Consider the following 15,835-nt stretch of genomic DNA (forward strand, 5'->3'; position numbering starts at 1 on the left):
CCATGAGAAGGGGGCGGTCCGGCCCCTTTTTTTAAGTCAGTGTATTCTAAAGAACGCTGCAGCGGAGCGATGCTTCAGGCAACACGCTCGATGTCCGGTATGCCGAAAAACTCTTCGTTGGCTTCGCGCAGGGCCAGTTCCGCCAAATCGAGATCCGTCAATATCGCCTTGGCAGCCTGGGGTGTTTTCACGTCATAAAACGCCTCGTTAGATGACCCATCCGCGTCCGGCAGGGGGCAATGGATCAAAAGACCACTGTCGATATAGATCACCTCTTCCTCGGCAAATATCAGTGTAAAAATCTCCATCCTGCGCTGCGCTGGCGCACGGTGAATGCCGCAGATGCCATCAAGGGCGGCGATCGGGATGACCGCAAAGGGATCGCCCATCGCATCGCTGGCGTTTTCACATTCCAGCAGCAACCCGACATGGGGGAGCAAGGTGATATCGGCCTCGTTTCCCAAGGCCGCCGCAGGTATCGCCAAAGGTGCGGGCGCCTTTTCGCGGTCGAGTTGGGTCCGGCCAAAAACCGTCCGCCTGATCTCGAGGATAGGACGCAGCCCGTTGTCAAAGGTCCAGACACGATCACCAACCGCCAGCGCTTCGACGGGTCGCCAGCCGCTGCAGGATGCAATCGCCGTGCCCGCCATGACCCCGTGAACTTCTTCGCCCGAACCTGCACGGCGCAGGGGTACGGTTGTGATCGGGTCGGCCCCAACGTAAATGCTCCACCCGTACATAATGCGCTCCTTTGTTCTGCGCCATCGCGGTTCCCGCAATCACGCTTTGTGGTCGTGGGTATTAACTAATTGTTAAAGTTTGACTGCTCTTGGCCTTCATATGGGCAATTTGGGGATATTGTTCCTAGTTTTCGGCGGATTCCTACGTCAAACAACAAACTGTCATGTTTTGCGCAACAAAGCGCTGATGCTACCCGTCAAAGCTGTAGGCAAAGCGCGCGATATCCGCCGCGCAGACGTCAGCAATAATCGCAGAGGTCTCGGCATCATAGTAGGTACCATACTCCTGCGTGCGGGCGGAGGCGTTTACGTGCGGCAGGGTGACGGCAAAACCGAGGTGGTCAAAAAGCGGGGCCGCATCCTGCGTGAAATGCTCAAGGCGGATGTAGGCGTCGCACTGCTCGTGCCCAAGCGCATCGGTCATATAACGCCGGGCCGGCGTCTCAGCAAAGGCCTTCTGGATGGACGGCTCTCTCAGGAACGGCGCAAAAGCGCGGGTTTTGGCAAGACCGACGGCCGGATGCGCAAAGCTCTGTGCTCTGAGCCAGTGGTAGTAGCTGACCGCCCGGTCCCAAGGGTTCCGCACCAGCGTGAAGGTAAAGAACGCCGCCACCTCCTCCGGGCTCAGCAAGCCGTCAATATCCGCCAGGGTCGCATGTTTCCAAAGCCGCCCCGCCGTCTTGATGCCCCGCAGACGGCGCTTGCGGCGGCGCGCCTTGGGCGTGTCGCCAATCAACAGATCATCCCGCATGGCCCGTTCCTCGAGCGCCTGTGCGAGCGATGTTCCCCCGGTTTTCGGGATGTGAACAAAGATGTAGTTGCGGCCTTTGGATACGATCACCGCATAGTCTCCCCCCAGTCCCTTCGACACGGTTCCAATTGTCTTACAATTCGCTTTGCAAATCTGACAAATGCAATATCTTACTAGCCGCAGCGCGAAGAGGGCGCAAAGGGATACGGGGGGAGTGAACCAATGGGCTGGATGAGCGATGAAACCGGGCTGGACAAATGCGCCGCAAACCATGTGCCGCTAACGCCGTTGTCGCATTTGCAGCGCGCCGCAGAGGTGTTTGCAAACTACACCGCCGTTGTCTACGGCCCCCACAGACAAAACTATAAAGCCTTTTACGCGCAATGCTCGCGACTGGCCTCAGCACTCGCCGCACAGGGCATCAGGCCCGGAGACGTGGTGGCCACCCTGCTGCCGAACATCCCCGCACAGGTCGAGGCGCATTTCGGGGTACCGGCCTGCGGGGCGGTCTTGAATACCATCAACACCCGGCTCGACGTGGATACCGTCCACTACATTCTGGCGCATGGAGAGGCAAAGCACGTACTGGTCGATCCGCAGTTTCTGGATCTGGCAGAGGCAGCCTGCGCCGGATTGGCCAGGCCCCCGACCCTCGTCGAAGTCTCCGATGAGGTGGCCGGGGTGATGGCCTCCGGGCGGCATCTGACATACGATGCGCTGCTTGCAACGGGTGATCCGGGGTTTGAATGGATCATGCCCGAAGATGAGTGGGAAAGCCTTGCACTGAACTACACCTCCGGGACCACGGGGCGGCCCAAGGGGGTCGTCTATCACCACCGCGGCGCCTATCTGATGACGATGGGCACGGTCATCAGCTGGCGTATGGTCCTGCACCCGACGTTCATGCAGATTGTGCCGCTCTTTCACTGCAATGGCTGGAACCACGCCTGGATGATGCCCTTGATCGGCGGCACGTTGGTGTGCTGTCGCGATATCACGGCGGCCGCCATCTATGACGCCATCGCCGAGGAAAACGTGACCCACTTCGGCGGGGCTCCCATTGTTCTGAACATGGTCGTCAATGCGCCCGAAAAAGAGCGGCGCGCATTCGATCATGTGGTGGAGATCTTTACCGCAGGCGCGCCCCCTGCGCCCGCGACCCTCTCCAAGATCGAAGCGCTGGGTTTCAACGTGACACAGGTCTACGGTCTGACGGAGACCTACGGGCATGTCACCGAATGCCTCTGGCGCGCCTCGGACTGGCATGCACTGGACAGCGCTGCACGCGCCGCCATCAAAGCGCGGCAGGGCGTGCCCTTTCCCATGATGGAAGAGATCACCGTCATGGATGAGGCGTTGCGCAAGGTCCCCCGCGACGCCAAGAGCCAGGGCGAAATCATGGTGCGCGGCAATTCGGTCATGAAAGGCTATTACAAGAACCCGGAAGCCACGCAGGAGGCTTTTGCCGGTGGGTATTTCCATTCAGGCGACATCGCGGTGCAACATACAGATGGCTACATCCAGATCGCAGATCGGGCCAAGGACATCATCATTTCGGGGGGCGAGAATATCTCCTCCGTCGAGGTCGAAGGCGTGTTGATGGCGCATGATGACGTGATGCTGGCCGCCGTGGTGGCCAAACCCGATGATAAATGGGGCGAGGTGCCCTGCGCCTTTGTCGAGCTGAAACCGGATGCGACCGTCGATGCCGCCGGGCTGATTGCCCACGCCAGGCAGACGTTGGCAGGTTTCAAGACACCCAAGCAGGTCGTTTTTCAGGAACTGCCCAAGACGTCGACCGGCAAGATCCAAAAGTTCGAACTGCGCAAGCTGGCCGCAAGCCTGTAGCGCGGCTTGGGGGCCATTGCCCGTACCTTTTCACCTGCTAAGATGCAGCAGCAAAAACCGAGCAGCAGCACTCCGCAATGACGGCCCTGAAAAAATACGCGCGTCTTGAAGCCAGCGCCTTGTGGCGGGCCTCGCCCGATGACCAGCGGCGCGAGGTGATCGTCTCGATCGGGGACGCTACCCTGATCGTTTCGGACATGCGCGATCAGGCCATTACACATTGGTCCCTGGCAGCGGTGCAACGCGCCAATCCGGGCACGCGCCCTGCGATTTTCCATCCCGAAGGCGACCCCGGCGAGACGCTGGAGCTGGCCCCCGAGGAAGCGCAGATGATCGACGCCATCGAGAAATTGCGGCGGGCGGTGGAACGCGCCCGCCCGCGCCCCGGCAGGCTGCGATGGCTGGGCATGCTGGCCTCGGTGCTGGTCGTTGCGGCCCTTGTCATCTTTTGGCTTCCGGGCGCGCTTTTGACCCACACGGTGTCCGTGGTGCCGGTTGTCAAACGCGCCGAGATCGGGGCGGCGCTCCTGCTGCGCATCGAACGCATTACCGGCCCGTCCTGCGCGGATGTTGCGGGGGTACGCGCGCTGCAACAACTGCGGGCGCGGCTTGGCAGCGGGCCGATCCATATCGTGCCGGGGACAATCTCGACCAGCCTGCACCTGCCCGGTGGCGTCATCCTGCTCGACAAGGCCCTGGTCGAGGATTTCGAAGAACCGGATGTTGCCGCGGGTTTTGTGCTGGCCGAGCAGACGCTGGCCACCTCCGCTGACCCGCTGCGGGATCTGCTTGAAACGATGGGACCGGCGGCGAGCTTTCATCTGCTGACCACAGGGCGTCTGAAAGGCGAAACGCTGGATCGGTATGCAGAAGTCCTGCTGACGCAGGAGCGCCTGCCACCGGCTGTGGGTCCCCTGTTGACCGCATTTGCCGAGCGCGAGGTGCGCAGCACCCCCTACGCCTATGCCCGCGACGTCACCGGCGAAACCGTCCTGACGCTGATCGAGGCCGATCCAATGGCAGGCCGACCCCCGGTGCCGCTGCTGAGCGATGCGGACTGGCTGCGATTGCAAAGCATATGTGGCGGCTGAGCGCCCGACCCCTGCGTCAGTCGATCAACCGGCGGGGCACCGTGTTTGTCCAGATACGGCGCATCTCAGCGTGCCCGGCCAGCGTCTGTTCTGCGCGGCGCAGGTTGAGCCGGTCGTCCTGCCATGCGGCGCGATATCCTTTGGGTGTTTTAACCGGGCGGACGGCCTTGCGCTGCTCATAGACGTGCTTCGGCAAAACCCGGGCCTGGGGTGAAACACCCTTTGCCGCTGCATTTGACGGGGTGACAACCAGCCCGGCCACGGCAGTTGGCGGCGCTTTGGCTTGCGTGCGCGCCACTGAAGCAGGTCGCATGACCACGGGATCTGCACGCGGGGGCTGGGGTTGCGGCACGGTCAGCACCTGCACCTCCGGCGCGGGCGGTTGGGTTGCCACGGGGGCATTGGCCGTTGTTGGAAAGCTCGGCTGGAAGCCGCAGACCTGCTGGCGGTCTCGTGTCACCCGAGGCACCCAGGTGACGGTCCCTCCCACCCCTGCGCGGATGAAAGCGCAGCCGGTGCTGTCGACATATTGCGGTCCGTCAAACGAGGCCGGGGGCAGTTCGGCCGGTGTCATCAGCGTTTGCTGTGCCCAGCTGGCCGAGTTGACCCCCGTAAGGGAAAGTGACAGGGCAATACCAGCGATCACATTGGTCTTTTTCATAAATTCCCCGCTATATATCCCCCGACACTGCCCGAAACCAATCCCGCAGGCAAGCTGAACCAGACACCTAGCCCCCCGGACAGGCCGTCGGCTCACTTGGTGCCGAACATCCGGTCGCCCGCATCACCAAGCCCCGGCACGATGTAGCCAACCTCGTTGAGCTTGGTATCAACCGCAGCGGTGACAATCGGGACATCCGGGTGCGCTTCTTGCATCCGCGCGATCCCTTCGGGCGCGGCCAGCAGGCAGAGGAACCGTATATTGGTGGCCCCTGCCCCTTTCAGCAGATCAATGGCCGCAACCGAGGAATTGCCCGTCGCCAGCATCGGATCGACGGCAATCACCAGACGATCTTCGAGCGCTTCGGGCACCTTGAAATAGTACTGGACCGGTTGCAGAGTCTCTTCGTCCCGGTAGAGCCCGACAAAGCCGACCCGCGCCGACGGGATCAGTTCCAGCACCCCGTCAAGCAACCCGTTGCCCGCCCGCAGGATCGAGATCAGCGCAAGCTTTTTGCCGTCCAGTGTCGGGGCGTCCATCGGCTCCATCGGGGTGTCGATCTTTTTGGTGGTCATCGGCAGGCCCCGCGTCACCTCATAGGCCAGCAATTGACTGATCTCGCGCAGCAGCTGCCGGAAGACCGCCGTGGGCGTCTCCCGGTCGCGCATGATCGTCAGTTTGTGCTGCACCAACGGGTGATCAACGACGGTCAGATGGTCAGACATGGGGCACTTCCTTCAAATTCACCTCTTGGTTTAGTCCGGCAAGGCAGGGCCTCGCAAGACCGCATCGCTGCCTAGGGCACCCGCACGCCCAGATGGCCTGCGACAAGACCTGCCACATCCCGAAATCCGATGAGCCCCAAAGAGCCTGTCCCCTGCCCCGCGATCAGCACTGGCACCCGCTCGCGGGTGTGATCCGTGCCGCGCCATGAGGGGTCATTGCCGTGATCCGCCGTCAGCAGCAGCATATCGCCTGGGCGCAGCCGCGCGATCACCGCGCCGATCCGGCTGTCGAACCATTCCAGCGCACGGGCGTACCCTGCCACATCGCGACGGTGGCCGTAGAGGCTGTCGAACTCCACGAAGTTCGCAAATGTCAAGCTGCCGTCTTCCGCGGTTCCGACCAGATCCGACAGATGGGTCATCAATTCCGCATCCGTACCCTTGTGCAGCACATCTATGCCCTGCATGGAAAAGATGTCTCCGATCTTGCCAACGGCATAGACGCGCCCTCCGACCTCCTGAACCCAGTTTGTCAGCACGGGACCGGGCGGGCGCATCGCATAGTCCCGCCTGTTCTTTGTGCGGGCAAAGCCCCCTTCGACCGTGCCGACAAAGGGTCGGGCAATCACGCGGCCCACCTTCATCTCATGCAGCATCGGAGCCAGCCCCGCGCAGAGCGACAGCAGACGGTCGAGGCCAAAGTGCTCTTCATGGGCCGCGATCTGAAACACCGAATCCGCAGAGGTGTAGCAAATCGGCCAGCCCGACCGGATATGTTCGGCACCATGATCCTTGATAATGGTCGTGCCGGAGGCGTGGCAGTTGCCCAGAATGCCGTCCGTCTCTGCCAGCGCACAGACCCGGTCGATGACATCCTGGGGAAATGAATTTTCCTTTTGGTCAAAGTGATGCCAGGCCCAGGGAACCGGCAAACCGGCCAGTTCCCAATGACCCGATGGCGTGTCTTTGCCCAGAGAGACCTCTGTTGCCACCCCCCAAAGCCCCTCTGGCTCGCGCCCCAGGCCTGTTGCAATATCTCCGCTGGCCAGCTGCACCGCACGCCCCAGTCCCAAACGGTCCAGATTGGGCAAGTTCAAAGGTCCTTCACGACCTTCGCAAGCCGCACCACGGGCACAGAGCTGCGCGATATGGGCGACCGTATTGGCCCCGGTATCGGGCAGGTCACCGTTAAAGTAATCCGCCGCGTCGGGCGCGCCTCCGATGCCCACAGAATCCATCACCACGAGAAACGCACGCGCCATCAGCCGATCCTTTCGTGCACGAGATCAGGCGCTTTGGCCGCATCCTCAGGATGGATGGTGATCGCCGCGCGGACCGTCGCTGCGGCCCTGTCCGCTGCATCCGGGCGCGCGGCATGGACGACCGCCAGGGGTTGTCCACGCTCCACCCGTTGGCCCAGACGCACCACCTGCCCCAGCCCCACGGCAGGGTCGATCCTGTCCGCCTGAACGCGACGTCCGCCGCCCATCGACACCACCGCAAGCCCCAGCGCTTCGCCATCGATTGCGGTGACATATCCCGCCTGTCGGGCTGAAATCTCGCGCATCACATTGGCCTCCGGCAAGAACCGCTGCCAGTTGTCAACGAAATGAACGGGGCCGCCCATTGCGGCAATCATCTGTCCGAAGCGGTCGGCAGCCCGCCCGTCACCCAGCACCTCAACGACGGCGTCCGCGCCCGCCTGGACATCCTCTGCCAGCCCGGCATCGGCCAGCAGAATACCCCCCAGCACCGCCGAGAGTTCCACCAGCGGTCCTGTGGGTTTGCCGGTCAGAACCCGCATCACGTCAGCAACCTCCAGCGCATTGCCGAGACTTGGCGCCAGCGGTTGGCTCATGTCGCTGATAACGGCTGTTGTCTTGCAACCCGCAGCATTGGCGGTGCTGACCAGCGCCTGCGCCAGATCCCGCGCCGCCCCGATGTCTTTCATGAAGGCCCCGCTGCCCACCTTGACATCAAGCACCAGCCCCTCCAGCCCCCCCGCGAGCTTTTTGGACAGGATCGACGCGGTTATCAGATCAAGACTGTCGACGGTCGAGGTGACATCCCGCACCGCATAGAGCCGTTTGTCTGCCGGGGCGATGTCCGCGCTGGCCCCCACGATGGCACATCCGACCTCGGCCACAACGGCGTGAAAACGCGCTTCATCCAGTTGCGTGACAAGGCCCGGAATGGCCTCCAGCTTGTCCAGCGTCCCGCCAGTGTGCCCAAGACCGCGCCCCGAGATCATCGGGACATAAGCCCCACAGGCCGCCAGGGCCGGCGCAAGCAGCAAAGACACACAATCGCCCACCCCGCCGGTAGAGTGCTTGTCCAACACCGGGCCGTTCACATCCCAGGCCAACACCTTGCCGCTGTCGCGCATCGCCAGGGTCAGCGCGACGCGTTCAGGCTCCTCAAGGCCCCGCGTGCAGACCCCCATGGCAAAGGCACCGGCCTGTGCATCACTCAAGACGCCATCCGCCAGAGCGGCCGCCGTCCAGACCATATCTGCCTGCGACAACGGCAGGCCATGACGCAACCGCGCCAGAACGGAACGCGCATCCGTCATGTCAGCTTTCCATATGGGCGGAGCTGAAGACACCGGGCAGCAGGTCGCCCACGGTCGTCTTCTGTTCACGCCCGCCGGTGGTGGCCATTGTGACCGGGACATCGCCCTTGGCGAATTCGGCCAGCTTTTGGCGGCACCCGCCGCAGGGGGTCACCGGCATGGGCGAGCCTGCGATGACATAAGCTTCGACGATTTCCGTCTCACCCGCCGCGACCATGGCGGCAATCGCCCCCGCTTCGGCACAGGTGCCTTCGGGATAGGCGACATTTTCAACGTTACACCCGACAAAGACAGCCCCCGACGCGGTTCTCACCGCCGCCCCCACCTTGAACTTCGAATAGGGTACATGGGCATTTTCCCGGACCTTTGTTGCGGCTTCTTTCAGGGACATGGTGCCTCCTCGTCTTTGTCAGACCATCGCATCAGCGTGTCGGTCAATGCGGCCCAATGCAAGAGCCCTGGCAAATTTTTAACCCGTCCCCAGATGCGTTTTGAAGACGCCGGGCAGCGAAACCTCCAAAAGTTCCAGATCGTCGGAGGGTCCGCCGTAGCGCACCAGCATGCCGGGTGGAATCACAAAAGCATCCCCTGCCTGCAAGGCATGCGGATCGCGCCCCTCGGCCTCAAGCGTCATGGTGCCATCCATCACGAAGGTAAAGAGGATGTCGCTGTCATGAGAGCTCCAGTCGGTTGCCCCCGCGCTGCGGCGGATCACATGCACACCCGCGACGTTCTGCGTATGGGCCGCGATGGTCGTGTCGCGGCTTTGAAATCCCGCAATGCGGAACGGAGCCCAGACCGCCTGATCCGACTGATGATGAACAAAGCGCTGCCCCTGAAACACCCGGTTCGGATTGGCCGGTCCATTGGGCAAACTCATCTCGTGATCGATTGTGGTGACATGTTCCGCCGGGACGCCGATCTCAATGACTTCGATGTTGTCCGAGGCATAAAGCACCCGGTGGCGAATTTCCGGCGGCTGGATCACGCAGTTGCCCGCATGCAGCCGAAACGGGGCACCCTGGTCCTCATAAACCAGATCCACCCACCCCCGGTAACAAAAGATCAGCTGAAACCCCACCGTGTGATAATGCACCATATCCGGCACCGGCCCGCCATCGGGGATGCGGATGTGGCTGGCAATGATCGACCCGCCCAGCCGGTCAGGAATGAGGTCCCGGTAGTGCATGCCAGCCCGCCCGATTATCCAGGGGGCCTGATCGGTCAGCCGGCGCACCACAAAGCCATGGACCGTCTCCGGCAACACCAAAGGCGCACGCAGCGGCGCAATTTCGATCTGCGTACCATTGGGGGCCGTCAGGCGACGTGCGCCTTCAGCAAACCCTTCCGGATCATCGGTCAAAATCCTGAGCGTTCCGGCAGGCTCTGGCGCGTCCTTTTCGATGCGCACCCGGATCCCGTAACCGGAAAAGACCGCGACAGAGGGATTATCGGCCGGGTAGATCATATCCAGACGCAACCCCAGCACCTTGGTGAAAAACGGAATATCGTCGCGTAATTCCTGTGTGGGCAGCCGAATTTCGGCCTTGATGCCAGTCACCGGCGCGCGCCTTTGAAATAGGCCAGGATCGCCAGGATCGCGCAAACCGGAATGAATGCTTCAGCCACTTCTTCGACGAGAGAAGCGGTTGCATCCAGATCGTCGGAGATGGCGATACCAAATTCCAAAAGCTTGCGCCCCAGACCGTCGATGGACTTGGAACCCACCACCAGCACGCCGGCCAGGATCGCAAACCACGGCCAAATCTCCTTGTTGCGCAGCGCCCGGAATGCGGCCGGCGTGCCACGCCATGCGTTGCGTAAAATCACATAGACCGCAAATGCCGCCACCGCCCCGCCGATAAGCTTGGTCGCCAGAGGTGCATCGCCACTGTAAAGGCGCAACGACAGGATACCCGACCCGGTAAAGGCCTTGTCGTAATCCAGCTCGCGCAGTGCAAAGAGGATCATCACGGCAGGCACATGAAAGAGAGAGACCCAGACGCGTCTGGGGGCCACTGCCAAGAACAAGGCCGTCGCAACACCATACAGCACGGCAGAGACAGCCTCCAGACCGCCACCCTCGCGTTTGAAGGACGCGCCCTGTGCAAAGAAAACCAGATCAACCGCGATGAACCCGAAGATAAGCGTCAAGCACAACAGGAACGCTTTGAGCAGATAGCCGATGCCGCCATCCGCGTCTGATCTGCCCTGCTGTTTTGTCATAAATCGCTCTGCTGCTTTTGGGCTCGCTTTTGGTGTGAAGATCCTTAAGCTGCCCGGCGCACTATTGCAAACATGTGCTGTACTCTTGCCTCTGGGTCACTTAATCAGTGTGATGGCACCAACGACAAGATAGTTTAATACTAAACTATCCGTTCAACGGGAGGGGACGCATATGTCAGACACACCGAATCTGCGGCAGGCCGCGCTCGACTATCATGCGTTTCCCAAGCCCGGAAAACTGGAAATACGCGCGACCAAACCGCTTGCGAATGGGCGTGATCTGGCCCGCGCCTATTCCCCTGGCGTCGCAGAGGCCTGTCTGGAAATCCAAAGCGACCCCGCCACGGCGGCGCGCTATACCTCACGCGGCAATCTCGTGGCCGTTGTCACCAACGGCACGGCGGTACTGGGTCTGGGAAACATCGGTGCGCTGGCCTCCAAACCGGTGATGGAAGGCAAGGCGGTGCTGTTCAAGAAGTTTGCCAGCATCGATTGCTTCGATATCGAGGTGGACGAGCCGGACCCCGAGAAACTGGCCGAGATTGTCTGCGCGCTCGGGCCGACCTTTGGCGCGATCAACCTCGAAGACATCAAGGCGCCGGACTGCTTTACCGTTGAGCGGATCTGTCGCGAACGAATGAACATCCCGGTCTTTCATGACGACCAGCATGGCACGGCCATTGTCGTGGGGGCGGCGGCCAAGAATGCGCTTCATGTGGCGGGCAAGACATTCGAGGACATCAAGATCGTCTCCACCGGCGGCGGGGCTGCGGGGATTGCCTGTCTGAACATGCTGCTCAAGCTCGGCGTCCAACGTGAGAACGTCTGGCTGTGCGACATCCACGGGCTGGTCTACCAAGGGCGCGATGTCGATATGAACCCGATCAAATCGGAATTTGCGCAAGCCTCTGATCTGCGCACACTTGACGATGTGATTGATGGTGCGGACCTTTTTCTTGGCCTTTCGGGCCCCGGCGTTCTGAGCCCCGAACAGGTCAGCCGCATGGCCAAACGTCCGATTATTTTCGCCCTTGCCAACCCCACACCCGAGATTCTGCCCGACGCTGTGCGCGCGGTTGTGCCGGATGCGATCATGGCCACGGGTCGGTCGGATTTTCCCAATCAGGTCAACAACGTGCTGTGCTTTCCGTTCATCTTTCGCGGGGCACTGGACGTTGGCGCAACCACCATCAACGACGAGATGCAACTGGCCTGTATCGACGGCATCGCAGAACTGGCCCGCGCCACGACCTCCGCTGAGGCCGCCGCCGCCTATCAGGGCGAAGAGATGACATTCGGGGCCGATTACCTGATCCCCAAGCCCTTTGACCCGCGGCTCGTCGGTGTTGTCTCGTCTGCGGTGGCGGAGGCTGCGATGAAGACCGGGGTCGCCACGCGCCCCATCGATGACCTGAATGCCTACCGCGAAAAACTGAATGGATCGGTCTTTAAATCTGCCCTGCTGATGCGGCCTGTCTTTCATGCCGCGCGCCAATCGCCCCGCCGCATCGTATTTGCCGAAGGCGAGGATGAGCGCGTGTTGCGCGCCAGTCAGGCCATGCTGGAGGAAACAACCGAACGACCCATTCTGATCGGACGGCCCGAGGTGATCGAAATGCGCATCGCCAAGGCCGGTCTGACCATCCGGTTGGGACAGGACGTTGACCTTGTGAACCCGGAGAACGATCCGCGCTACCGCGACTATTGGGAAAGCTATCATACCCTGCGCGCGCGCAACGGTGTCACGCCGGATCTGGCGCGCGCCATCATGCGCACCAACACCACCGCGATCGGCGCGGTGATGGTGCACCGCGAAGAAGCCGACAGCCTGATCTGCGGGACATTCGGCGAATTTAGCTGGCATCTGAACTACATCCAGCAAATTCTTGGCACCAAAAGCCTGCACCCCGTTGGGGCGCTCTCGATGATGATCCTTGAGGACGGGCCGCTTTTCATTGCTGATACACAGGTGCACCTGCATCCCAGCCCCGAGGAAATCGCCGAAATCGCTATCGGCGCGGCCCGCCATGTGCGCCGCTTCGGGATCGAGCCGAAGATTGCATTGTGTTCTCAGTCTCAATTCGGAAACAAGGGCGAAGGAACCGGGGGGCGGCTGCGCGGCGCGCTGCAACTGCTGGACGCGGGCGGTCATGACTTCTGCTATGAGGGCGAGATGAACATCGACACCGCGCTCGACCCCGAACTGCGCGCCCGAATCCTGCCGTCAAACCGGATGGAGGGGGCCGCTAATGTGCTGATCTTTGCGCATGCGGACGCGGCGTCCGGGGTACGCAACATCCTGAAAATGAAGGGCAGCGGGCTGGAAGTTGGCCCGATCCTCATGGGCATGGGCAACAGTGCGCATATCGTGTCGCCGTCCATCACGGCACGCGGCTTGTTGAACGTGTCCGCCATCGCCGGAACACCGGTGGATCATTACGGCTAAGTCATAAACGAGGGTCGGGGCAGCCAGAATCTGCGGTGCAGTGGGGTTTTTAGGTGCGCGACCCGTCCTACATTAAAGGAAGCAACCAAAAGAGAGAGGACAGACTGATGACCGCAAAAATTATGCTCACGCTCGGCGCCTTCACCCTGGCCGCTTGCGCCACGGTTGTCAGCGAAACCTCGGGCACCGTTTCGGTGAATGGTGAGATCTACGAGCTACGCACCCGCGTTATTGAAGGAGCGGGCGGCACGTTCGAGCAAACGGATGTGATCGTGGGCAACCTGCCGTTCACCTGCAGGCCCGACAGCCCTGGCGATTGCGAGGCGGCCGTGAGATATGGCAAGGACCGCTTCGATGACCGGTGACCCAAAGACGCAATCGTCAAGGCTTGCGTCAGCCTCGATCTCTTCCCCCAGACCGATGATCCTGAAGAACCCCGTGTTCCCAAAGCGGGCTGACAGGCATTGGCAACAGGATTTACCCGGTGAAATCACGTGTTTCCGGGTTGCGAGCGTTAACGTGGCAGATTGCGGCGCTATTGACTCGCCATAGCCTTGCCCTGAGGGAATCGCAGGCGTAACCATACCCCCAAAGGATTTAGGGGGGGGCATCTCAGCCGTGACGTATAAGAAAATCTATCAGGCCAGTCTGGCCGATCCGGAAACTTTCTGGATGCAGGCGGCAGAGGCAATCGACTGGGACAGAAAACCCTCTCAGGCCCTGTTTGATCGTGGCGAACATCTCTACGAGTGGTTTGCCGACGGGCTCGTCAACGGATGCTACAATGCCGTGGATCGCCATGTGGAGGCCGGTCGCGGCGCCCAGCCCGCGATTATCTACGACAGCCCGATTACGAACAGCAAATCCACGCTCACCTATGCCGAGCTCCAGACCCGGGTCGCGTCTTTGGCGGGGGCGCTGGTAGCGCAGGGTGTTGGCAAGGGCGATCGCGTCATCATCTATATGCCGATGGTCCCGGAGGCGCTGGAAGCGATGCTGGCCTGTGCCCGGATCGGGGCGATCCATTCGGTGGTTTTCGGGGGCTTCGCCGCCAATGAACTGGCCGTTCGTATCGATGATTGCCAGCCCAAGGCGATCCTTGCCGCCTCCTGCGGGATCGAACCGGGCCGGATCATTCACTACAAACCCTTGCTGGATGGCGCGATTGAGCTCGCAGAGCACAGCCCCGAGGTTTGTCTGATCTTGCAACGCCCCGAGGAGCTGGCCGAGCTGACACCCGGCCGCGATCTGGACTGGCACGAAGCGCAAGAAGGCGTCCCCCCCGCAGATTGTGTGCCGGTTGAGGGCAACCATCCCGCCTATATTCTTTATACCTCGGGGACCACCGGCGCGCCCAAGGGTGTTGTCCGCCCCACGGCAGGCCACCTTGTCGCGCTCAACTGGACGATGAAGAACATCTATAACGTCGATCCCGGCGATGTGTTCTGGGCGGCCTCGGATGTGGGGTGGGTCGTAGGGCACAGCTATATCTGCTACGCCCCGCTCATTCACGGCAACACCACGGTCGTGTTTGAAGGCAAACCCGTGGGCACGCCCGATGCGGGAACTTTCTGGCGGGTGATTTCAGAGCATAATGTGCGCAGCTTTTTCACCGCCCCCACGGCGATCCGCGCTGTCCGCCGTGAAGACCCCAAGGGTGTCGAACGGCAGAAATACGATCTCTCCTGTCTGCGGGCCCTCTATCTGGCCGGAGAACGCGCCGACCCCGACACCATCGAGTGGGCGAGCGATCTGCTGGAGGTACCGGTCTACGATCACTGGTGGCAAACGGAGACCGGCTGGACCATCGCCGGCAACCCCGCCGGGTGCGAGGCGCTGCCGGTGAAAATCGGCTCTCCGACCGTGGCGATGCCGGGCTATGACGTACAGATTCTCGACGAGGCGGGTCATCCGGTGGCACCAGGCGAACTGGGCGCTATTGCGGTCAAGCTGCCGTTGCCGCCCGGCACCCTGCCGACGCTTTGGAACGCGCGGGATCGCTTTGTGAAAAGTTATCTCAATGCCTTCCCCGGATACTATGAAACCGGCGATGCGGGCATGGTTGACGAGGATGGATACCTTTACATCATGGCACGCACCGATGATGTCATCAACGTGGCAGGCCACCGACTGTCGACCGGTGCGATGGAAGAGGTACTGGCAACCCATCCCGACGTCGCCGAATGTGCGGTCGTGGGGGTGACGGATCAGTTGAAAGGCCAATCGCCCCTGGGGCTTGTGTGCCTGACGACGGGCGTCAACCGCCCGCATGACGAAATCCGGTCAGAGTGCGTCAAGCTGATCCGTGACAAGATCGGCCCGGTTGCCGCCTTCAAGAACGCGCTGGTGGTGGAGCGTCTGCCAAAAACGCGGTCGGGCAAGATCCTGCGGGGCACGGTGGTCAAGATCGCGGATTGTGAGGACTTTAAAATGCCCGCGACCATCGATGATCCTGCAATCCTGGACGAAATCAAGGAAGCCCTGCAGACCATCGGCTACGCAAAGGGATAGAAAAGGGGCCGTCCTATTGAAGGACAGCCCCTGGCCCGTAAGAGCCATTTTGCTTCAGGCGGCGGATTTATGGCGTGCAACGAAGGCGTCGATTTCACGCTCAGCGTCTTCTCTCAGCATGCCATATTTTTCCTGGATAAGGCCGGAGAGCTTTTCGCGCTCGCCTGCGGCCTGATCAATTTCGTCGTCGGTCAGCTTACCCCAGGTGCTCTTTACCTCTCCGGTCAGCTGCGACCAGTTGCCTTTGATAATATCCCAGTTCAT

15 protein-coding genes are annotated in these 15,835 nt (G+C 61.4%); 5 read left to right on the forward strand and 10 right to left on the reverse strand.

Translation table 11 applies throughout. From position 1 onward, the window contains the following. Positions 1 to 74: 74 nt before the first annotated feature. Entirely contained in the window at positions 75 to 740 is a 666-nt protein-coding gene (locus H7847_RS01025) for a Hint domain-containing protein (RefSeq protein WP_227267520.1), read from the reverse strand. A gap of 190 nt (positions 741 to 930) precedes the next feature. Then, on the reverse strand, positions 931 to 1,581 hold the full coding sequence (locus tag H7847_RS01030; protein WP_227267757.1) for a sulfotransferase family 2 domain-containing protein: 651 nt from the start codon (positions 1,579 to 1,581) through the stop codon (positions 931 to 933). Positions 1,582 to 1,713: 132 nt separating this feature from the next. Here H7847_RS01030 and H7847_RS01035 point away from each other — a divergent pair, with 132 nt between their 5' ends. Both H7847_RS01035 and H7847_RS01040 read left to right on the forward strand, forming a co-directional pair. Then, positions 1,714 to 3,339 (forward strand): AMP-binding protein, encoded by a 1,626-nt coding sequence (locus H7847_RS01035; RefSeq protein WP_227267521.1) that lies wholly within the window; start codon positions 1,714 to 1,716, stop codon positions 3,337 to 3,339. A 77-nt stretch (positions 3,340 to 3,416) separates the two neighbouring features. Further along, on the forward strand, positions 3,417 to 4,430 hold the full coding sequence (locus H7847_RS01040; RefSeq protein WP_227267522.1) for a hypothetical protein: 1,014 nt from the start codon (positions 3,417 to 3,419) through the stop codon (positions 4,428 to 4,430). A 16-nt stretch (positions 4,431 to 4,446) separates the two neighbouring features. On the opposite strand, the gene H7847_RS01045 is transcribed toward H7847_RS01040, so the two are convergent. From H7847_RS01045 to H7847_RS01075, 7 genes are all read right to left on the reverse strand, one after another. Continuing rightward, entirely contained in the window at positions 4,447 to 5,091 is a 645-nt protein-coding gene (locus H7847_RS01045) for a hypothetical protein (RefSeq protein WP_227267523.1), read from the reverse strand. Positions 5,092 to 5,183: 92 nt separating this feature from the next. Then, positions 5,184 to 5,816, reverse strand: a complete 633-nt coding sequence (gene upp, locus H7847_RS01050; protein ID WP_227267524.1) for a uracil phosphoribosyltransferase — start codon at positions 5,814 to 5,816, stop codon at positions 5,184 to 5,186. Positions 5,817 to 5,887: 71 nt separating this feature from the next. Further along, positions 5,888 to 7,078, reverse strand: a complete 1,191-nt coding sequence (locus H7847_RS01055) for a phosphopentomutase (RefSeq protein WP_227267525.1) — start codon at positions 7,076 to 7,078, stop codon at positions 5,888 to 5,890. Further along, positions 7,078 to 8,388 (reverse strand): thymidine phosphorylase, encoded by a 1,311-nt coding sequence (locus H7847_RS01060; RefSeq protein WP_227267526.1) that lies wholly within the window; start codon positions 8,386 to 8,388, stop codon positions 7,078 to 7,080. Before H7847_RS01060 ends, H7847_RS01055 begins: the two co-directional genes overlap by 1 nt. A 1-nt stretch (position 8,389) precedes the next feature. After that, complete coding sequence (locus tag H7847_RS01065) at positions 8,390 to 8,779, reverse strand: cytidine deaminase (RefSeq protein ID WP_227267527.1); 390 nt, start codon at positions 8,777 to 8,779, stop codon at positions 8,390 to 8,392. Between the two features lie 78 nt (positions 8,780 to 8,857). After that, positions 8,858 to 9,949: a cupin domain-containing protein gene (locus H7847_RS01070; protein WP_227267528.1), complete on the reverse strand. Its 1,092-nt coding sequence runs from the start codon at positions 9,947 to 9,949 to the stop codon at positions 8,858 to 8,860. Continuing rightward, positions 9,946 to 10,614, reverse strand: coding sequence for a hypothetical protein (locus H7847_RS01075; protein WP_227267529.1), 669 nt, complete (start codon positions 10,612 to 10,614; stop codon positions 9,946 to 9,948). Before H7847_RS01075 ends, H7847_RS01070 begins: the two co-directional genes overlap by 4 nt. Before the next feature lie 172 nt (positions 10,615 to 10,786). Between H7847_RS01075 and H7847_RS01080 the strand changes: the two genes are divergently transcribed. The 3 genes from H7847_RS01080 (at position 10,787) to H7847_RS01090 (ending at position 15,571) form a co-directional block, all read left to right on the forward strand. Beyond that, positions 10,787 to 13,060 carry an NADP-dependent malic enzyme gene (locus H7847_RS01080; RefSeq protein WP_227267530.1) on the forward strand — a complete coding sequence of 758 codons (2,274 nt, stop codon included), beginning with the start codon at positions 10,787 to 10,789 and terminating at the stop codon, positions 13,058 to 13,060. 107 nt (positions 13,061 to 13,167) lie between these two features. Continuing rightward, complete coding sequence (locus tag H7847_RS01085) at positions 13,168 to 13,425, forward strand: hypothetical protein (protein WP_227267531.1); 258 nt, start codon at positions 13,168 to 13,170, stop codon at positions 13,423 to 13,425. Between the two features lie 253 nt (positions 13,426 to 13,678). After that, on the forward strand, positions 13,679 to 15,571 hold the full coding sequence (locus tag H7847_RS01090) for a propionyl-CoA synthetase (RefSeq protein WP_227267532.1): 1,893 nt from the start codon (positions 13,679 to 13,681) through the stop codon (positions 15,569 to 15,571). Positions 15,572 to 15,625: 54 nt separating this feature from the next. Here the strand turns inward: H7847_RS01090 and H7847_RS01095 are convergent, their stop codons facing one another. After that, entirely contained in the window at positions 15,626 to 15,835 is a 210-nt protein-coding gene (locus tag H7847_RS01095; RefSeq protein WP_227267533.1) for a CsbD family protein, read from the reverse strand.

It is taken from the genome of Roseobacter weihaiensis, from assembly GCF_020622345.1.
In the GTDB taxonomy this organism is placed as follows: domain Bacteria; phylum Pseudomonadota; class Alphaproteobacteria; order Rhodobacterales; family Rhodobacteraceae; genus Roseobacter; species Roseobacter weihaiensis.